The sequence below is a fragment of the Angelakisella massiliensis genome, from assembly GCF_900104675.1.
Taxonomy (GTDB): Bacteria; Bacillota; Clostridia; order Oscillospirales; family Ruminococcaceae; genus Angelakisella; species Angelakisella massiliensis.
Window position 1 is genome coordinate 2,888,859 of the sequence record NZ_LT629945.1, and the last position, 19,813, is coordinate 2,908,671.

The following is a 19,813-nucleotide window of genomic DNA, read 5'->3' on the forward strand; positions in this document are numbered from 1 at the left end:
TTTCCTTTTCAGCGTAAAGACAACAGGAAAGGGCTTTGCCATCTCTTTATGCCCCTGCAGGCAGCAGCGCCAATGCCAGCATCACTAAAACAAAGGTCTGAAAGCACAAACCATTTTTCATTATTTCCAGCGCCAGCAGTGCCAACACGCCCAGCCACAGGATACAGAAAATCCCTTTGCTTACCTGCTCTCCCCTCTCCATCCCCCAGAAGCGCCGGCAGCAAATTTCCAGAATACTGCCGCCGTCCAGACCTCTGGCAGGGAGAAGATGGAACAGTCCCAAGGCACAGTTGGCGGCGGAACATTCCATCCATCCCAAAAGAAACAGCACCAGTGCCGCCAACAGATTCATTCCCGGCCCCGCCATAAGAATCAGCAGCTCCCGTTCGGGGGAAAGACTTTCCCGTCCCCGGCGGATGTGGATACCGGCAGCAGTCAGTTCCACCTGCCGTACCGGCACCCTCATGGCAAGCATAGCCAGCAGGTGCCCTCCTTCATGGAGCAGGCAGCCGGTCAGCACCCATAAGGCCATCCCACCGCTGTCCGCCAGTAAAAACAAAAACACCAACAGAAAAAAGCCGAAGGTGGCCCGCACCACCACCCCGGCCAGACAAAAGCTCACCACCGAAACAGCTCCAGCGGGTCCAGATAGCTGCCGTCCAGCAGCACCGATAAATGGACATGGGGTCCAGTGGAAATACCGGTGCTGCCCACCTCCGCGATCCGTTCACCAGCCCGTACGACAGCCCCTTCCGGAGCCAAAATCTCACTGCAATGACAGTAGACCGTTTCCAGCCCGCCGCTGTGGGTCAAGCGGATATAATTGCCATAGATATCAGAAACGCCAACCTCCGCCACCTCACCTGGAAAAACCGCGTAGATGCTGGACCCCATGGGAGCGGCAATATCCAGTCCCGTATGGAAATCCGCCGCGCCGCTGATGGGATGCTCCCGCAGACCAAAGAAGGAGGTGACCGTCCCATAGGCAGGATACCGGGCCGCCGCCGTCGTCACCACCGGACCTGTCACCACATTTTCCGGAATCCAGGGGTTCTCTCCCCCCATCCCGGTCAAAGGAGTGAGCGGAAGCCCTTCCAGTTCTGTCCACTCCTCCAACTGTTTCAGATACTCCTGGATACGTTCAGGGGTGATAGGTTCCCCCAGTATTCCCACCGCTGTCTGAGCCGCTTCCGGCTGGCCCATCACCGCCTGAAAGTAAATCCCCAGCTGCTCAAACCGTTCCCCACTGACAAACTGCATGGTAAACACCGACAGCAATACCATTAAACAAAAGGCTGTCTGCACTGCTGTCAGCACCGCTCCCGGTTCTCCTTCTTCCCGTCCCCGCCTGTTGAAAGGTCTGCGGTGGATGGTCATCCCCGGCCTTCTCCAACTTCTTCTCATCGCCCTTCCCCCTTTGTCCCTTTCTCCAATGTATGACGGGAAAAGGGAAATCATGCGGACAAAGGGCTTTTGTTCTGTTCTCCAAGGTTTGAAAATCTTGTAAGGCACATGAAAGCATGATATCATGAAAAAAGAAAACTTTCAGCCGCAAAGGAAGGTGGATCAAGATGGGAATGCAGGTAAATTATTATATGGATCATGAAACCTTTTTGCTTGTAGCACAAAAGGCCCTGAAAGAAGGCTGCCTGATTCTTCGTTGGGAGCATACTTCCCAGCCCCAGCAGCCCGCAAGGGATCTTTCCATCGTAACGGAAGAGCAGATGAGATATTATTTTTACCTGCCGGAGCTTGCTCCCCTGGCATACAAAACCGATAAAAACGGCCAGTATTACCTGGACAACAGCTTTAGTCCCCTTTCTCTGGCACTCATTGAAGCTTCCTTTTCCCGTCACTGGCCCGCCCACGGGAGCACTTTACCCAACATCAACCCCGCCCGTTTTTATATCCCCACCGGTTTTTGGGATGAGAACAGGCAATGGGTCCCCCGTTCGGAGCGTCTGACCAAGGTTTACCAGAAGCTGGCACGGTTGGCCCGGAAGCTGGCTCCCTCTGCAGCCCTCACCGTGGATGATATCGACTATAACCAGGAGGGAAATCCTGAGCCTGTTCAGCGTCCCGGCCGCGTTTACGCCTCTCCCCGTTGTCTGGAATGGCGGGAGGAGGGATTTGAGTTTTCCCAGCTGCTCCGGGCAAAGGAACGATACCTGCAATATATGGAAGATCAAAAACAGTAAGAGGACCCGATAATATCCTGCATGAGGGAATTATCGGGTCCTCTTTTCGCTTTTTCTTCCAGATATTAAGTATCCGGAGCATACCTTGTTCTGTTGAGGTGCAGCCGAATCTGCCGGCGATTTTCAGGAACTTGTCTCCGGGAGTGCCCCATCAGAAGAGCTGACGGATCCGGAGGAGGAATTCTCCGAAGAGCTGCTCGTCCCTGCCGAAGAAGACGGCGGGAGACTGTTCCCTGACCCGGACGAGGCAGACTCAGATGAGCTGCTTCCCCCTTCCCCGGACGCCTCCACAACCGTTATCCTGCACTGTGCGGTCTTTCGCCCATCATCAGTGGTGACAATAATAACCGCTGTCCCGGGCGCAATGGCCGTGACTGTTCCGTCATCTTCAATCTCTGCCACATCAGTATTGCGGCTGCGCCAGGTGACACCCTTGTTGGCAGCGTTTTCCGGTGTAATGACCGCTTCAAGCGCCATGCTCTCCCCTGCCTGCAGTGTCACTTCTGCCGGATTTACAGAAACGCCAGTAACACTGGTGTTTCCTTCCTCTGAAACGGTGACGGTGCAGGTATCCGACAGATCACTGTAATCGGTAAGTGAAACTGTAATTTTGGCTGTGCCTGTTGCCTTGGCGGTAACGGTACCATCGGCGGATACCTCTGCCACCGCCGGATCGGAACTGCTCCAGACTACCCCTGCCGCCGCCGCTCCCTCCGGTTCCAGCGACCAGCTGAGTTTGCCGGTCTCTCCCGGACGGAGAGTGAGACGGGTCTTGCTGATAATCAGATACTCCGGCTCCACCGTTTCCTCGGTCACAGTCACCTTGCAGGAAGCGGTATAGCCTCCCTCTTTGGTGGTGACGGTAATGGTGGCTTCTCCCGCTTTCCGGGCCTCCACCACGCCGTCAGCATCCACAGAGGCGATTTTATCGTTGCTGCTGCTCCAGCTCAAAGCGGTGTTGCCGGCGTTTTCCGGCTTGATTGCAGCTTCCAGCTGCTGGGCGGAACCCACCTGTAAGGTGAGGCTTTCACGGTCCAGCGTGACGCCGGTCACCTTTTCGCCGTCCTGGCTGCTGCCGCTGCTTTCACTGCTGCTGCCGCTGCTCTCGCCGGTAACAGTGACGGTGCAGGTATCTGTCTTGCCGCCGTCAGTGGTGGTGACCGTGATTTCCGCCTTACCGGCGGCCACCGCTGTCACCTTGCCGGAACCGCTGACTGTAGCTATCTTCTCATCACTGCTGCTCCAGCTGACCGATTGGTCGGAAGCGTCGTCCGGGCTTACAGTGGCCGTTAACTGGGCCGTCTCACCGGGAGCCAGCGTCAGGCTGCTTTCATCCAGACGGACTCTGGAAACGGAAACACCGCTGCCGCTGGTGTCCACCTTGCCTACCGATTCGGTGCCGGTGCCGTAATCACCAGCGGACATCTGATTGATATAGCTCTTGAGGGTAGAGACGATACCGCTGGCAATACTCTGCTGTACCGAGGAATTGAGCAGACGGGAATATTCATCATAGTTGCTGACAAAGCCGATCTCCGACAGCACCGAAGCATACTGAGATGTTCTGGTGACCCGGTACAGGCCATATTTCACCCCGCGGTCAGTGCCGATGGCGTTGCCGATACCGCTGTTGACATAGGTTGCCAACGACTTGGAGAAGGGATAGAAGTAGTAGACTTCATGGCCCTTGGCCGAGGTGTTGAGGGCAGAGTTGCAATGGATACTGATAAAAATCTGAGGATTAAAGCTGGAAGCCTGTGCAATACGGTCATCCAGCTCCACCTTGGCGCTGCCGCTGGTGTCGATGCGATAGACGTCAGCACCGGCGTTGTTGAGTGCGGATTCCAGCTTATCCGCCACCTTGGCGGTGATAAAGCTCTCATGCTTGCCGGAAATGTTGCCCAGCGCGCCGGGATCGGTACCACCGTGGCCGGGATCAATGACGATCCGGGCGTTGCTCAAAGAGGTGGGCGGATTGTTAAAGCGCAGTGTCAAGGTATTGCTGCCCTCATCATAGCTGGCCCGATAGCCCATCATCCCTCCGGACACCCGGAACTTCAGCGTCAGAGCAGTGCCGCTCCAGGTGGCGGAGGAAAAGAGAGGATTCTTGGACAAGCTCTTGAGGCTGCCGCATACCTCGTCTGTGTAGTTGAAATCAAAGGTCATTGCCGAGGCGCTGTAGGTGGCCTGATAGCTGACATTCTGGGTCATGGACAGGATCACATCGGTGTACTGGCCATTGTTTTTCACTGCCATACCGGTGATCTCATTGCCGCCCGCCTCATCGGAGGTCTCAGCAATATCCTTGGAATAGACACGCATTCCGGATTCCAACAGATAGTAACGGTAGGTAACGCTGCCCTGGCGATAGATGATCTCATCTCCCACCGTGTAGTCCAGCGCTCCCCGGGGAAGCGGATAACAATTGGGGTCAGAATAGTCGTCCGATGTATTGGAGGGGAATACCTCCGCCTGACTGGCTGTCACCCGAATGGGAACTCCGGAGCCCACTTCCGCCCGCTTATTGACGGTAACATAAGCGCCCTCCATGGTCTCAGTCTGTCCCTGATAGGTGGCTGTTACCTGGATGGTACCCAGTTTCTGAATGGTATCCGCCGCGTCCGGGGCGGTAAAGGTGCCGTAATAACGGACATAGGAGGAGTTCTTATCGGTGGCGTCGTCCTCGGCGTCCCCTTCTTCCAAAGTGATGGTGCGCCCATTGAGGCTGGCGCTGACAGAGGAGCCTTTATAAGCCTCCACTGTAATGGTAATGCCCATTCCTCCATCCACAGTCATATTGCCCACGGGGGTAACCGATTGCAGCACCTTCACCTGCCGGGTGATATTATAGGTAAAAACTTTATCCTTGGACTGAACGGTAAAGGTATTCAGTCCAGGTTCCAGCTCCACCGATACCGAGAAATAACCATTCTGGTTGGTGCTTACTTCCTCACCATTGATGGTGACAGGAATACCAGGATAGGTAGCGCCCTGGAAGGTGACGGTGGGCTCAAAGGTCTCATAGGTCAGCTTGGCAGGCTGAGACATGGCAAGTTCCGCCATAATATAATCGGAGCTGACCTCATCGTTCCAAAACTTTACCAGCAGGCTGGCGGCATCATTGGGATCCTCCGCCAAGCGGGTAAGGCTGTTGAAAATGCTGCCCTTATAGCCATCTACCTTCTGGGCCTCCACGATCTGCTTACTGATCTGATCCGCCGAGGACCATCCGGTATTGCTGGTGCAGATGCGGTCCGAAGCCTGTACCAAATAAAAGGGAATACCGCCGGAAGCTGCTACCTCTCCCCACCAGTCGGCCACCGTGGCAAAGGGGACCTTGGGATCAGTGAGAGAACCAAAATTCTCCACTGCCAGAAAGTCCGCCAATCCATTCTCCACCCAGCCTTTTACATCGGCGCCGCCATCGGTGTAGGAGGAAAAAACATCTGTGGTATTGGAGCCGTTTTCATCTTCTACCTGAGCCGCCCACTGGCAGTGGGCCAGCAGTCCCACCTGCATTCCCCGGGCATTTTCCCGGACAATTTGGGCCGCTTTGGTCACTGCCGCTGTGGATGCCGCCTGACGGTACCGTTCATAGCCGATGCCGCCGCCGCTTTCCAGATAACGGGCGTAGCCATCCTCCCCGCCAGGATTATAGTATTCAGAAAACAGAATTCCATCAGGCTGATACGCTGTAACAAAGGCCTTCAGCTCCGCTGACATCTTGTCCATGACCTCATTGTCAATAAAGGTCGCTGCTGTCAGCTTGTCCTCCTCATCAGGAAATGTGAGAAGGTCATAAATACAGTAGACATACATTCCCCGCTCCCGGGCCGCGGAAATGGCATAGCCAATGGGATCAAAGGCCGTTGCCAGCTGGGGGCGGGTACCGGAGGGATATGCTGCCCCCTTTGAAGTGGAGGTGACCAGCACCACCGTATTCATCGTCAGGGAAACTGCCTGATCCAGCGCCGTTTCAATTTCCCGCTCCACCGCCTGCTGGCTGCGGTCCTCCCCTGCCAGATACTCCTTTCCCGGTGTGAGATAAACCGCCCGCATTTCATCGGGCCGGTTAAAGATCACCGGCTGTTCTTCCTCGGGAGGCTCCTGCTGCTGCTCATCCTCCTGATGATTTTCATCAGCAGTTTCATCATTCTCCGGTTTCTCCTCCGGCTGGGACTGGGAAGAACTCTGGTCCTCGGCAAACAAAGGGACCTCACCGCCCTCCAGCAGGATTGCGGTGAGTCCCATGATGACAATGATCGCCGAAAAGAGGACGCCCAACAAGGCGACCAGGCGTTTGTTGCTGTTAAGCAGATTGTGCATCCAGGTTCCTCCGATGAAAATTACGTCCGGGGATCATGCCCCTTGAAAAACATTCCCGGGGAAGGGACGGAAAGCTGTCGAAAACATCCTGCCGGCAGTATTTCCATACCCTTCCCCCGCAAACTGTAAAACTCTATGTGGCCGCTTTTTCAAACAGCATCTCAGAGAACATCCCTGAGATTGTCAAGCTCCGTTTCCACCTGGTCCCAAACGCCGGAGGAATAAAAGCTCTTATAATTAAAGGTACTGTCATAGCGGTAAAGCACAAAACCGCCATATTCTGACAGCTCCCGGGCCGCCTCCACCTGCCGGGCCAGCAGATCGGTGCTGTCTACCCATTCATTTTTGCCGCTGCCAGCCCAGGTATCCACATTGCCGAATTTATAGGTGGCAAGGCCCACATAGATTTTGACGCTGGTGCCTTTGGCCATTTTATTGAAGCTCTCAATGGTACTCTGATAGGGACAGCCGCTGTTTTTGAATCCGAAATACATCTGCGGACAAACATAATCCACAATTTCAAGGGAGATGATCTCAGCAACATCCACATACTGGGAATTAAGGTTATTGCTGTTGTTTCCCTGGGGGCTGATGCCAAAGGTAGCGGAAGAATCCACACTCTTGACGGCGCTGTAAACCTTTTCCACCAGCTGAGTAACATTGCTCCGTCTCCAGGCAGCCAGGCTCTGGGTACCGCCGCCGGACTTATAGTCACTGTACATCTCACTGTCAAAAGCCGTGTCAGTGGTAGGATAGAAGTAGTCATCAAAATGGATGCCATCCACCTGATAATTTTCCACGATCTCCCGCACGCCGTCCACAATCAGGTCCTGGGCTTCCTCGCTGCCGGGATTATAGGAGATCACCTCTCCCATCTTCACCACCGCGTCGCTGCCTTCATCCAGCCAAATAGCAGCTGGATTATCACTGCTGAGCGCACGGGCCGAAGAGGTACGCACCCGGTAGGGATTAATCCATGCCTCCAGCCGCAATCCGGCGGCATGAGCCTCCTCCACTGCCACCTCCAAAGCGTCAAAGGGAACCTCTCCCACACCCTTTTCCTTGCCGTCAAAAAGGTAGGAACCAGGGAAATAATCCGATGGATAAATGGCGTCACCATAGGGGCGCACCTGCAAAATAATTGTATTCAGACCAAAATCGGCACAGGTTTCGCAGGCTTCCCGGATATTGGCCGCAAACTGGGAACGGGACTTTCCAGTAAGCATGGTGCCAAGCTCCAAATAGGAGATCCACATCGCCCGCACTTCATCCCCTGTATCCACTGGAGAGGACGGCCGTGACTGACTTTCCGGTTCCTCCTGTTCTTCCTCCCATTCTTCTTCCGGTTCTTCTTTTTCTTCCTGGCTCTCCGAAGAGCTCACAGGACGGGAAGCGGCAGAAGAAGCCTGAGAAGAGGAAGAGGAAGGAGCCTGAGAGGAACTGGAAGAACTCTCCTGCTCAGAAGAAGAAGCAGGCTGCTGAGAAGAAGATGAACTGCTGTTCTCATTTTCTTTGGAAGAGGAGCTCTCCGTTTCCGGCACAGCCTCCGGGCTTTCCGGCGGATGAGATGGCTTTTCTTCCTGGGAGCTGGAAAAAATCAGCACCTCAGAACCACTCACTATGCTGCCGGACTGCTCCGGAGGTTCTTTTCCGCTCCCGCAGGCCGCCATGGAAAATACCAATGACAGCGCTAACATAAAAGCAATGGTTTTCTTGAGCAAAACAGATCCCTCCGACTTTATTTGACATCAAACGCCGCCTTCCGACAGTCGCTCCCCCTATTGTAACGATTTCCGCCCTGCTGGTCAATACCGCCGGGGAGCGGAAAATCCTGCCGGTACACAACAGCGGCCTTTGTCTTTACAAAGGCTCCGCTTTTATGGTATGCTGAAAACTAAGAACTCTTTCCTTGATTCAGTTGGATTTTTCATTGCGGCTGGAGGGATCATTTTGTTTTTTATCGGCATCTTTGGCTTTGACCATAAAATGAAGCAGCTCAGGGGCGGTATTTCCGGGACCTGTCCCGGCTGTGGACAAGCTGCTTTTTTTACTCTTATGGTAAATTACGATTATTTCCACTTTTTCTTTTTGCCCCTCATTAAATATCACCGCCAATATATTGCGGTCTGCGGTGGATGCGGGGCCGTTTGTCAGGTGGAAGAAAGTGTTGCGAAAGAAATTGCCGCCGGACAGCGCGCCTCTTTTCGTCCAGGAGAGCTGCGGCTGCTTCGGCGTGCCGCTCCCCCATCCGGCCAATGTCCCTATTGCGGTCATCCCAATCCTCCGGGCAGCGCCTATTGCAATCGGTGCGGGCAACGTATTTGACCAGAAATCCAGCATCACTGTCATGCCCCCGGCTAAGCCGGGGGCATCGTTTCTCTGAAGCATACTAAAAGTAAAAGCGGCCGGTCTTTCGCGACCAGCCGCTTCTTTCGTTGTGAAACCAGATTTTTACTCTTCTTCCGCAGCAGGAACTTCACCTGTCAGCAGAGTGTAGGGCAGATAGAAATACCGCTCATTCTCCATCTCCAAAGCCATGTTATCAGCATCAGGTTTTTCACCGGAAACCAACAGCTTGGCCAATCGGGCGGCACTGGCACCCAGTTCATTGCTGTCGGAGCCGCAAGCCATCAATACCTTGCCGCTCTCCACCAACTGGCGGGCGCCATCGTCCACACTCAGCACAACCAGCTGGGTAAGAGGACGGCTGGCAAACTCCAGCGGATCGTCAAAATAGTCTACGATCTTTTGAGCATCCACACTCCGCTCGCAAAGGAACAGTTCCGATTTGTCATACAGGGAATCGTCCACTACATCATACAGATCATAGTCGTAATAACGGGTCTCAGAATCCTGCATCAGTTCACTTTCGATCTCTGCGTCTGCCAAAACTCCCTCAAAAACATCCTGATTGCCGCTGTTCTCCATCCCTTCAGAGGTGAAGGCGGAATAGGCCAGCACATCGGGGTTATTGGTGCGGTAATCCAGCAGATCCTGATTGAGATTCCAGATGCGGACGATCTCTTCAGCCGCAACTTCTACCGGATCATAATCGGTAAAGCCAATATAATACAGCTTATCGCCCTTGTTCAAGGTCTCAGCATCCGGCTCCGCCCCCATGAAAATAAGGGGAATATCCTTTTCCACTGCCGCTTCCGCAAAGGAATCCGCATTGGTGGTATCGGCCAGGTCTACAACGATTACAGAATAATTCTCATCCAGCATCTTGCGGAACATCACCTGCTGGGTGTCGCTGTTGCCAGCGGCATCCAAAGTGTGGACCGATGCTTCTTCTCCCAGGCTCTTTTCAAAAGAGTTCTTGAAACGGGCAGTTTCCACATCATCGGCACATTCCAGCAAAATACCTGCCTGGATCGGCTGTGCCTCTTCCTCTTCCGCCGGTGCTTCCGCCACCGCGGCTGCGATACGGGCAACAGGCATAAAAGAGGGTTCGTCCGGCATCTGAGAGGCAGCATGGGCGCCAATATAAGAGAAGATGAGCGCTCCCACTACCAGATAAACAAAGATATGTTTCATTTCAGTCCCCTTTTCTCCCTTTTTCCGAAAAAGCTCCGGTCATCGGGAAAGGTTTGATTTGATCCTGACCGGCCTGACAAGAGGACGGTCTGCTCCATAATCATATGTATTTTATCATACCTAAGGTGCTTTTGCAAGGAGACAAATATGAACAAATTCAACCGGGGCTGTTCGACATTTTGTCAAAACCATGTCATGCATCCTTTGTTTTTCCTCAAAAATGCCTGCGCCGCTTTCTTCAGAATTATTTAATGAGATTGAAATTGAGGAATACGCCAGCAAAAACAATGGCTACCACTGAAAGCAGTTTGATGAGAATATTGATAGCGGGACCACTGGTATCCTTGAAGGGATCGCCCACAGTGTCGCCCACAACAGCGGCTTTGTGGCACTCGCTGCCTTTGCCGCCCTCATGTCCGGCCTCGATGTACTTTTTGGCGTTATCCCAGGCGCCGCCCGCGTTGGACATCATCACCGCCAGCACAAAGCCGGAGATGGTGGAGCCCGCCAGCATACCGGCCACACCGTCAACACCCAGAATGATGCCCACCAGGATAGGAGCCAGCAGGGTCATCACAGCGGGAGCTACCATTTCCTTCAGAGCGGAACGGGTGCACAGATCCACGCAGGTTTCATAATCAGGCTTTCCTTCGCCGGTCATGATACCTTTGATCTCCTTGAACTGACGGCGCACCTCAATAACGATGCTCTGAGCGGCTCTGCCAACAGAATCCATGGTCATGGCGCCGAAAACAAAGGGAAGCATCGCGCCGATGAACAATCCCACCAGCGTGGGCGGATTGGTAATGGCCAGATTGAACTGGAACTGAGGATCCAGCTGATTGACCTGATCAATAAAGGCGGCGATCAGCGCCAAGGCGGTAAGAGCAGCGGAACCGATAGCAAAGCCCTTGCCGGTGGCAGCGGTGGTATTGCCCAAAGAATCCAGAGCGTCGGTGCGCTCCCGAACCACTTCTTCCAAACCAGCCATCTCAGCAATACCGCCGGCATTGTCAGCCACAGGACCATAAGCATCGGTAGCCAGGGTGATGCCCAGAGTGGACAGCATACCTACAGCGGACAGCGCGATACCAAACAGTCCCAGATTGAAATCAGCACTGCCGCCGGACATATAGAAGCTCACCAGTACCGAGATGCAGACAATAATGACCGGCACCGCGGTGGACAGCATGCCCAGAGACAAACCGCCGATGATGATGGTGGCGGGACCTGTCCGGGAGGTGGTGGACAGCTTCTGGGTGGGCTTGTAGGAATCGGAGGTGTAATACTCGGTGAAATAGCCGATGAGCACACCAGCCAGCAAACCGGACAGAATCGCCCAGTAAACGCCGAAGAACTTAGGCTCCAGCATCCAGCGGACCAGGAAGAAGGAACCCACAGCAACCAGGATAGCGCTGATATAGGTGCCTTTTCTCAATGCGGACAAAAGATTACGCTGGGAGGCGTTTTCATCGGTCTTGACAAAAAGGGAGCCGATGACGGAAGCCAGAATTCCCAGTGTGCACAGGGCAACAGGCAGCGCCATGCCGTTTGCGCCGCAGCCAGCGGCTACAGCCAGAGCACAGGCGGACAGACGGGCGCCTGCGTAGGATTCGTACAGATCCGCACCCATACCGGCCACGTCGCCCACATTGTCGCCTACGTTATCGGCAATGACAGCGGGGTTGCGGGGGTCGTCCTCGGGGATACCGGCCTCCACCTTACCCACCAGGTCAGCGCCCACATCAGCGGCCTTGGTGAAAATACCGCCGCCCACACGGGCAAACAGCGCCATGGCGGAAGCACCCATACCAAAGGTGACCATGGAGGAGGAAATCTCCCGGGCCTGAGCGGCAGGCTCCAGACCGGAGAAAACGAATTTCAGGATATAGTACCAGATGGACATATCCAGCATACCCAGGCCCACCACTGTAAAGCCCATTACAGCACCGGCGGAGAAAGCCACCTTCAGGCCGCTGTTGAGGGAATGACGGGCGGAATTGGCGGTACGGCTGTTGGCGGCAGTAGCGATCTTCATGCCCACATAGCCGGAAAGTGCGGAAAAGATACCGCCGGTAATGAAGGCCATGGGAACATAAAAGTTCACATATCCCACAAAGGCCAGCAGCTCCAGCAGCACAAACACACCCACAAAAAAGACAGCTACCGTCTTATACTGCCGTTTGAGGTACGCACCGGCACCTGCCCTGATATGGCCGGCGATCTCCTTCATACGGGGGGTTCCTTCCTCCGCCTTCATGACCCGGCCCGCCAAAAGCGCTGCATAGGCCAGCGCCACGACGGCTCCTACCGGAGCCAAAAACATCAGATCCATTCACATCATCTTCTTTCTTTTTCCATAATCATGCCCATTAAGGTAACTTATATTTTACGGTCCCTTCATAATTATGTCAATAGGATTTTGTCTATTATAAATAAAAGCGGGTGGCAAAAATCTAATTTTTTTCCGACGATAATTCGTTTATTACAAATCTTGACAAGATTAAAACAATCTTATACAATGAATTTGATTTCGCTTTTATTACATTTTATTGCATTTGCTGTATGCCGCTGCGCGGCGGAAGGAGCTGCCCATCCCATGACCAAAAAAGAAAGAGCCCTGCGGGCCATTGCGCTGTTGGAAGAAAAGTATCCCGGCGCACAATGTTCTTTACAATATCGCAAGCCTCATGAGCTTCTCATTGCCACCCGCCTGGCCGCCCAGTGCACCGACGAACGGGTGAACATTGTCACCAAGGATCTGTTTGCCAAGTACCCCACCATCGGGGATTTCGCCTGTGCGGAGCTGTCGGATGTGGAGCAGTGCATCAAATCCTGCGGGCTGTATAAAACCAAGGCCCGGGATATTATCGCCTTGGCTCAGATGATTATGAGTGACTTTGGCGGAGAGGTTCCGGACAATATCGATGATCTGGTAAAGCTGCCGGGAATCGGACGCAAAACCGCCAACCTGGTGGTGGGCGATATTTTCGGCAAACCTGCCATCGTGTGTGATACCCACTGCATCCGCATTACCAACCTGCTGGGGCTGACCACGGGGAAAGATCCTTTGAAGGTGGAAAATCAGCTGCGTCCTTTGCTTCCTCCGGACAAATCCAATGACTTTTGCCACCGTTTGGTTCTCTTTGGCCGGGAAACCTGCATCGCCCGCCGTCCCAAGTGTGAAAATTGCATTCTGGGTGAAATTTGCGAAGCAAAGAAAAAAGGCATCACTTATATTGCCAAGTAATCACTTTCTTTTCCTGGGAAACATAACATTATGACAGCATTAAAAATCGGACCGGTCTGTGAGGATCGGTCCGATTGAGCGTGTCGAAAAAGTTCGCCACGCTTCCAGGGGGACCCAGTCCCCCTGGATACGCCGACTGGTTCCTGATGAAACCAGCGGCGATACCCCCGGTTTCGCGCCCCGGTGGGCGCGGGTTGTGGTATAAAAATCAGGCACATGTCCTGATTTTTATGATTTTGAATTTTTTCTTGGAAACAGATTTTTCTGCAGTTTGAAATGGACCGGTCCGTGAGGATCGGTCCGCTTTTCTGTTTGCGGAAAATTTTTGTCACTGCTATAAAGAACATCAGGGCAAATTCTTTTGGCCCAGCTGTTCACACAAACGAATCCTCCGGAAATATTTGCCGCATCGCCATCCAACGGAATCGGTTGGCTTTGTTCTCTTTTATGCGGATAATCCAAGAAATCAGGCGACCATGTTTATATGGGAACCAAAACAAAACGACCCCTTTAGCGGTTTCCTTAAAACGAAAAAAGTACCCGCCAAAACCATGGCAGGTACTCTCTGAACGGTTCGTGAGCGCCTCGGCATGAAGATTCCAAAAAAGCGCACCTCTTTGACTGCGGGTTTTCCATTTCACAGCTTTTGGCCACAGCCATCATTTTCCTTGCGGCTGCTCTCCCTTGGGTGCCCGGAGAATGGTTCCCTCCGGTAAAGGCTGGCCGCAAGCCATGGAAAAAGGGGCGGCGGCACGATTGGCGCAGGGAATCTTCTCTCCCGCTTCATTCCGCAGGTCCCTTGCCTCCAGCTCCACCGGCATCCCCCGGGGAATCAGCGCTTCCAGCCGGTCCCCCTCATAAAAGCGGTTCCGCTGTACACAGTAGAGGCGTCCCGCTTCCCAGCGCTCCACAACCGCCGCCACATCCCACTGACGGATATAGCCGCCGCTTTCATAACACTGGGCCTGTTCCGGCCTGCCGTACAGAAAACCATCTGAATAATCCCGATGGCTCACCTTCCGGGTTTCCTCCAAAAGCCACTGAGGCAGCTGGTAGTTTTCAGGGTCCTTCAGATACAAATCCACCGCGTTGCGGTAAGCGTTGGTCACTACCGCCACATAATAAGCGGATTTCGCCCGGCCTTCGATCTTCAGCGAGCTGACCCCCGCCCGGCACAATTGATCCAATGATTCGATGAGACACAGATCCTTGGCATTGAGGATATAGGAACCCTTCTCATCCTCAAAAACCGGAAAATACTGCCCCGGCCGCTTTTCCTCCATCAGATAGTAGGACCAACGGCAGGGCTGAGCGCACTCACCCCGGTTGGCGCTGCGCCCCACAAAATAATCGGACAGCAGGCATCGCCCGGAAAAAGACATACACATGGCCCCATGCACAAAGCACTCCAGCTCCAGCTGGGGCGGTGTATTTTCCCGGATACAGCGGATATCCTCCAGGGAAAGCTCCCGTGCAAGCACCACACGACTGGCTCCCAGCTTGTACAGCTCCGTCGCTGTCAGGTAATTGGTCACCCCTGCCTGGGTAGAAATATGGATGGCTGTTTGGGGAGCCGCCCGACGGGCCGCCATCATCACACCGATATCCGCCACAATAAAGGCATCCACCCCTGTGCCGGCCACCTCCGCCAGGTAGGACTCCAGGGCAGGGATCTCCCCATTGACAGGAAGGGTATTGCAGGTAAAATACACCTTTACCCCCTGCCGGTGGGCCAGTGATACCGCCTGGGCCAGTTCTTCCGTGGTAAAGCTGCGGGTGGACGCCCGCATATTATGCAGCTTTCCCCCCAGATAAATGGCATCCGCCCCATAGCGCAGGGCCGCCAAAAATCGCTCCATATCCCCCGCGGGGGCCAGCACCTCCGGTGGGCGCAATGACATGGGTCATCTCTCCTTTAATTTTCAAAGTTTTTCTTTTATTGTCACCTTTCCTGCCTCTGGGGCATAGGATAAATCACCACCCGCTCCTTCCGTCGGCGAGAGAGCGGGGGACTATAACGTGAGGTGACTACTTATGAACTGCTGTGGACAGAAAGTATGTGGGCTGCTCAACAATAACTGCTTCCTTATCCTGCTGCTGATGGTGGTGCTGCTCAATAACAGCGACTGCTGCTGCTAAAAAACATCCCCTGTTTCGGAGGGCCGGATGGGATGATCTGCCGCCCTCCAAAATCGCACAAACTGCCCGGACATATGTTGACCGGACATGGAGAAATCCACTTTTCTCAGGTGTGTACCCAGCTGAAAATCAGGTTTATCCGCTGATTGCCGAGGCTGCCGCCAGCTGTGACACAAAACTGAATTTGCCGGCAGATGAAATCCAGGGACAGGAGCAGATGGTTTCCTTGTCCCTGGATTTCCCCTTTTCCTCCCCTTTCCCGCAGCAAGACACAGGAGGAAGATCTTATGTAAAAAGTCTTGGGTGACAAATCATCCATTTTATCCGGCTTTGGGGGAAGCCAGGGAGTTTTTCTGTCCTGGCGCCGTGTGGAAAGGAAACCCGCCGTTTAATCCGTCTGAGCGGGGATGACCCTTTTTTCTGTCACCACCCAGTTCACCGGATGGTCAAATGGCTCCCGGGGCAGCTGTTCCAGCACTGTTTCCTCCCGGACAAGCACTGCTGTTTCTCCGGGAAAATGAAGCAGAAAACGGTCATAATATCCACCGCCGTATCCCAGGCGGTATCCCTGCCGGTCCGCCGCCAATGCCGGAACCACGCAGAAGGCTCCCGTCATCTCAGAAACCTTCAGGGCAGGAGTCTCCCGGGGCGGTTCCAAAATGCCGTGAAAACCCGGTACCAGCTTCCGGTGATCGTCAAAGAGGCAAAAATCCATCTCCCCCTGACCATAACATCTGGGGATCGCCACAGCCTTTCCCAGTCCCAAAGCATGGGCAACCAATATAGAGGTACCGATCTCCCAGGGAGTGGACAGATAAAGCAGTACCAGCTGCGTCTGAAGATAGGCGGACATTGCCAATACCTGACGGGCGATATCACTTTCCAGCAGACATCGCTGCGCCGGGGTCAGGGCTTTGCGCTGTTCCAGCAGCATCCTGCGCAGAAGCCGTTTTTCCTGATCTGCCGGGTTCTTCCAAGGGGCCTGCTCCATGGGACCGTCTCCTTTCCTGTGACATCAGTCCAGCGCCAGGGCAAAATATCCTCCTACAATGATTTCCTCCCCCAACGGAGAAGCATAGCGGGCCATGGCAAAGGGGCGGCAGGAAAATCCCAGCCGTTCCCCAGTCTCAATGGGCAGACGGAACTGGAAATCACTGTCCGGGAACATCTTTGCCAACGCTGCCCGACAGCCGGGTACCAGCTCCCGGGGAGCCAACAGCTCCTTACAGTAAACCTGATTCTCCCATCGCTCCACCACGCAGCATCCTGCGCCTCCATCAAACAGGTACAAACCGCCGCCCAGCAAACAGGACTGCTCCTGCTGGAAGGCCAGCGCCTGCCGTCCCCAGCTGCAATGGGAGAGATTGCCCAGCAGCCTTTCCCGCACCGTAAAATAGTCCACGGCATTGGTGCTGGTGACGGACAGAGGTTCCGCCTCCGGCAGTCTTCCCCCATCGCCGAAAGCCAGCCAGGAACAAACACGGTATCCCCGCTTGCGATAAAATTCAAACAGGCTTTCTTCTCCCGGTACCAGGATCGCCGCCTGACATCCCTGGGCCATTGCCCCCTGCCAGATTCCCTCCAGCAGTTTGGTGCTCAGCCCCCGTCCCCTCCACTGAGGATGAGTGGCCACTGAATACAGATAGATGCAGGGAAGGGCGGCTCCTCCCTTCCGCCACAGGCAGGGCAGGGTAAAGGCCATCGCCGGAACCTTTCCTTCTTCCTCCCACACCCAACAGTCCCGTTCCAGCACAACTCCCTTGCTGTAAAACAGGCTGAGCCATTCCTCACTGTCACCAAAACAAAGGCGGCTTAGTTCCATCAGGGCGGGCAGGTCCTCCCCGCGGGCGGTTCTTATCATATCGTCAGCTCCTTCTGATTCAATGGGGGCAAATCGTTTCACTCCGGAAAAGCAGCGCCAAAGCGCTCCTTTTCCAATATACTCCGCTCAAACAGATCCGCTCTGTACACCTTATTACCAGGTGGCCAGCTCTTTTTCCACCAGCAGATCCGGCTGGTAGGAAAGCTTCGCCTTCCGCAGGCCCTCGTCTCCCGTGTCATCCTCCCGGTTGATCCACAGAAGACCCGGCAGCTTCTGCTTCAGGTAGCGGACCATTTCCCTGTTGATGATGGTATAGGCTCCGGCCACCTCCGCAAAAGCCTTTTCAATGTGGACATCCACTGCCTCCGTACCCAGGGGCGAAGCCATGGAATAGGCTACCACCTTTCCCTCCTGATCCCGGATCAGACCGCCCAGCAGCCCCAATTCCTCATAATGGCGGAAACAGCGGCGCACCGCACAGGCCTCTTCCTGGAGGGAGGAGTTTTTATCGCAGTCATTGCGGCGGCACCAAGCCTGATTCATGGAATAAACCTCGTCGATATTTTCTGCCGTGATCGTTTCAAACCGCCAATCAGGATTGAGCTGGATGAATTTATTGATATGGTTGCGTTTGCCGTGAAGCTTTTTGCCTGCCAATTCGGACAGCTTCTCCACCCCATAGACATAATCGGCATACTCCCGCATGGGCTGGTAAAGGAACTTGCCCGGGAATGCGGCCTCCAGACGCTGCCGCTCCTCAGCTTCCACCCCCCAGATGGTCAGGGGGACGCCATGCTCATCCGACCAGGCCTTGATCTGCTCCACCGGCCAGGTGAGGTCTGTCTTTCCTTCCTCCCCCAGGGGCAGGTAAAAGCTCTCCCCTGCCCGGATAAACAGCCATCCATCCTGTTCGCACCACTGCTGGTCGAACAGCTTTCCCCACATATACAGGGTAGTGAAATTCCGGTGAGCGCTCAGATTCCCTTTCCGCAGCAAAAAGCGGTTCATCGCCTGCTGATCGGCGCACTCAATGGGTTTAAATTCCAGCATAAAATTCCTTTCTTTCCTCTATGGCTATCATCATCCCAGCACCGGACGGACCGCCGCCAGCACCTGACGGTGGATCTCCTCCGGCGGATAGGGATCGCTGCCATCGCAGCAGCGGATGATCCGCCAGCCTTCCTTCTCGCCGCCGTAAAGGGCCGCTTCACGACAGTGGAAGAGATATTCCAAATTTTTTTCATGAATGTCCCTGCGGCTCTCGTCTCCCTGATATCGCTTGCTCAGCAGCCGCCGGGAGGTGTTGGGGTCCATGTCCAGATAAACCACAAGATCGGGGGCGGGCAGTCCCACCCGCTCATATTCCAGCTCCCGCAGCCAGCGGAGATAATCATCCCACTGGTCCCGGGGGAGCTTTGACATTTGATGGGGAATATTGGAGGTGGCATACCGGTCGGAAAGGATCAGTCCTCCCGCCTGATAATCCCTCTTCCAGTTTTTCAGATAACTGGCATAACGGTCCACCGTATAAAAGAGGGACGCGCCGTAAGCGCCCACCTCGTCCACTCCTCCCAGTTCTCCCGACAGGTACATTTTCACCAGCGCCGAGGAGGGGGAATCATAGTCGGGAAAGGTGATGCGCCGGGGCTCTTTTCCCTCCCGTTCCAAAGCCTGGCACAGCAGGCCCGTCTGAGTGGCCTTTCCGCTTCCATCCAATCCTTCAATTACAATCAGTTTGCCCATTTTTCCCCGCCTTCTTCCATCAGCCTTCTTCGTTGACGCCAAGGGAAGCATATTCTTCCCGTACCTGCGCCATCCTGCCGCAGCTCATCTTTCCCTCCGGGCAGGCTCCTTTCAGGCAGGGAGGACCGCTCTGGGCAAACAAATGGGGAGCCACCTGGCGCACCTGACGGAGCATCTCCTTGGCTACCGCCCGGATCTCCCACTGGGCCCGGCTGCAGCACCGTTCCCGGAAAAAGTTCCGCAGGCTCCGCGCGTTCATGGTCATGATCATTTTGGTGTCGCAGGCGTTGGGCAGCACAAAGCGGGCATCCTCAATGGCGGATTTTTCCGCCTTTTTCAGCGCCTCCTTCTCCTCCATCCCCTGGGCCATCAGGCGGGCTGCGTGGTTCTTTTTAAGGATGGCGGCCAGCTTCTGATAGTGGGCCTCAGCCTCCTCCATAGCCAGACGAAATTCCTCAGCGGCTTCCGCATCCGCGGAAATCTCCGGCGGGGTAACAAAATCAAAATGATCCTCCCGGACATACCGCTGGCTCTGGACGCTGAAAGAGGCGATGCGGTGACGGGTGATCTGGGCCAGCAGCGAACGGGAAACCCCCTCGATACCAAAAGTGAAGCTGGCATGCTCAATGGGGCTTTCATGGCCCAGACCGGCCAGCATATCCAAAAATTTAGCGGCCTTCTCCTCATCCAGGTTATCCATCACCGTACCGATCTCCGCCGGGGAATAGCACAGCTTGGCGGCTGCGGCCACGGTGATCTCCGGGGCGGGGGTATAGGCAAGCAGAGTTACTTTCATTT

General features: G+C 54.6%; 15 protein-coding genes. 3 read left to right on the forward strand and 12 right to left on the reverse strand.

Annotated elements, in window-relative coordinates; genetic code table 11:
- Window positions 1–46: 46 nt before the first annotated feature.
- On the reverse strand, window positions 47–622 hold the full coding sequence (locus tag BQ5383_RS19245; protein ID WP_139193489.1) for a zinc metalloprotease: 576 nt from the start codon (window positions 620–622) through the stop codon (window positions 47–49).
- On the reverse strand, window positions 619–1,404 hold the full coding sequence (locus BQ5383_RS19250; protein ID WP_172724667.1) for a M23 family metallopeptidase: 786 nt from the start codon (window positions 1,402–1,404) through the stop codon (window positions 619–621). Before BQ5383_RS19250 ends, BQ5383_RS19245 begins: the two co-directional genes overlap by 4 nt.
- Window positions 1,405–1,571: 167 nt before the next feature.
- Here BQ5383_RS19250 and BQ5383_RS19255 point away from each other — a divergent pair, with 167 nt between their 5' ends.
- Window positions 1,572–2,198 (forward strand): hypothetical protein, encoded by a 627-nt coding sequence (locus tag BQ5383_RS19255; protein ID WP_071434746.1) that lies wholly within the window; start codon window positions 1,572–1,574, stop codon window positions 2,196–2,198.
- Window positions 2,199–2,321: 123 nt separating this feature from the next.
- On the opposite strand, the gene BQ5383_RS19260 is transcribed toward BQ5383_RS19255, so the two are convergent.
- Both BQ5383_RS19260 and BQ5383_RS19265 read right to left on the reverse strand, forming a co-directional pair.
- A complete protein-coding gene (locus BQ5383_RS19260) occupies window positions 2,322–6,524 on the reverse strand; it encodes an Ig-like domain-containing protein (RefSeq protein WP_071434748.1) in 4,203 nt (1,400 codons plus the stop codon).
- Window positions 6,525–6,685: 161 nt separating this feature from the next.
- Window positions 6,686–8,245: a glycoside hydrolase family 10-like protein gene (locus tag BQ5383_RS19265; protein WP_071434750.1), complete on the reverse strand. Its 1,560-nt coding sequence runs from the start codon at window positions 8,243–8,245 to the stop codon at window positions 6,686–6,688.
- Window positions 8,246–8,579: 334 nt separating this feature from the next.
- On the opposite strand from BQ5383_RS19265, the gene BQ5383_RS22040 reads away from it, so the two are divergent.
- Window positions 8,580–8,849 carry a zinc-ribbon domain-containing protein gene (locus BQ5383_RS22040; protein ID WP_420835675.1) on the forward strand — a complete coding sequence of 90 codons (270 nt, stop codon included), beginning with the start codon at window positions 8,580–8,582 and terminating at the stop codon, window positions 8,847–8,849.
- Window positions 8,850–8,975: 126 nt separating this feature from the next.
- Here BQ5383_RS22040 and BQ5383_RS19275 read toward each other — a convergent pair whose 3' ends face one another.
- Window positions 8,976–10,061 (reverse strand): substrate-binding domain-containing protein, encoded by a 1,086-nt coding sequence (locus BQ5383_RS19275; protein WP_071434753.1) that lies wholly within the window; start codon window positions 10,059–10,061, stop codon window positions 8,976–8,978.
- Between the two features lie 244 nt (window positions 10,062–10,305).
- Window positions 10,306–12,396, reverse strand: coding sequence for a sodium-translocating pyrophosphatase (locus BQ5383_RS19280; RefSeq protein WP_071434755.1), 2,091 nt, complete (start codon window positions 12,394–12,396; stop codon window positions 10,306–10,308).
- A 264-nt stretch (window positions 12,397–12,660) separates the two neighbouring features.
- Here BQ5383_RS19280 and nth point away from each other — a divergent pair, with 264 nt between their 5' ends.
- Window positions 12,661–13,311: an endonuclease III gene (gene nth / locus BQ5383_RS19285; protein ID WP_071434757.1), complete on the forward strand. Its 651-nt coding sequence runs from the start codon at window positions 12,661–12,663 to the stop codon at window positions 13,309–13,311.
- Window positions 13,312–13,970: 659 nt separating this feature from the next.
- Here the strand turns inward: nth and BQ5383_RS19295 are convergent.
- From BQ5383_RS19295 to thyX, 6 genes are all read right to left on the reverse strand, one after another.
- Entirely contained in the window at window positions 13,971–15,212 is a 1,242-nt protein-coding gene (locus BQ5383_RS19295) for a peptidase U32 family protein (protein WP_071434761.1), read from the reverse strand.
- 626 nt (window positions 15,213–15,838) lie between these two features.
- Window positions 15,839–16,441 carry a 5-formyltetrahydrofolate cyclo-ligase gene (locus BQ5383_RS19305; RefSeq protein WP_071434765.1) on the reverse strand — a complete coding sequence of 201 codons (603 nt, stop codon included), beginning with the start codon at window positions 16,439–16,441 and terminating at the stop codon, window positions 15,839–15,841.
- Window positions 16,442–16,465: 24 nt separating this feature from the next.
- Window positions 16,466–17,311, reverse strand: a complete 846-nt coding sequence (locus BQ5383_RS19310) for a GNAT family N-acetyltransferase (RefSeq protein WP_071434767.1) — start codon at window positions 17,309–17,311, stop codon at window positions 16,466–16,468.
- Window positions 17,312–17,425: 114 nt separating this feature from the next.
- Window positions 17,426–18,322 carry a DUF2156 domain-containing protein gene (locus BQ5383_RS19315; protein ID WP_071434769.1) on the reverse strand — a complete coding sequence of 299 codons (897 nt, stop codon included), beginning with the start codon at window positions 18,320–18,322 and terminating at the stop codon, window positions 17,426–17,428.
- 30 nt (window positions 18,323–18,352) lie between these two features.
- Window positions 18,353–19,015 carry a dTMP kinase gene (locus tag BQ5383_RS19320; RefSeq protein WP_071434772.1) on the reverse strand — a complete coding sequence of 221 codons (663 nt, stop codon included), beginning with the start codon at window positions 19,013–19,015 and terminating at the stop codon, window positions 18,353–18,355.
- A 19-nt stretch (window positions 19,016–19,034) separates the two neighbouring features.
- Window positions 19,035–19,811 (reverse strand): FAD-dependent thymidylate synthase, encoded by a 777-nt coding sequence (gene thyX, locus BQ5383_RS19325; RefSeq protein ID WP_071434774.1) that lies wholly within the window; start codon window positions 19,809–19,811, stop codon window positions 19,035–19,037.
- Between the last annotated feature and the right edge of the window lie 2 nt (window positions 19,812–19,813).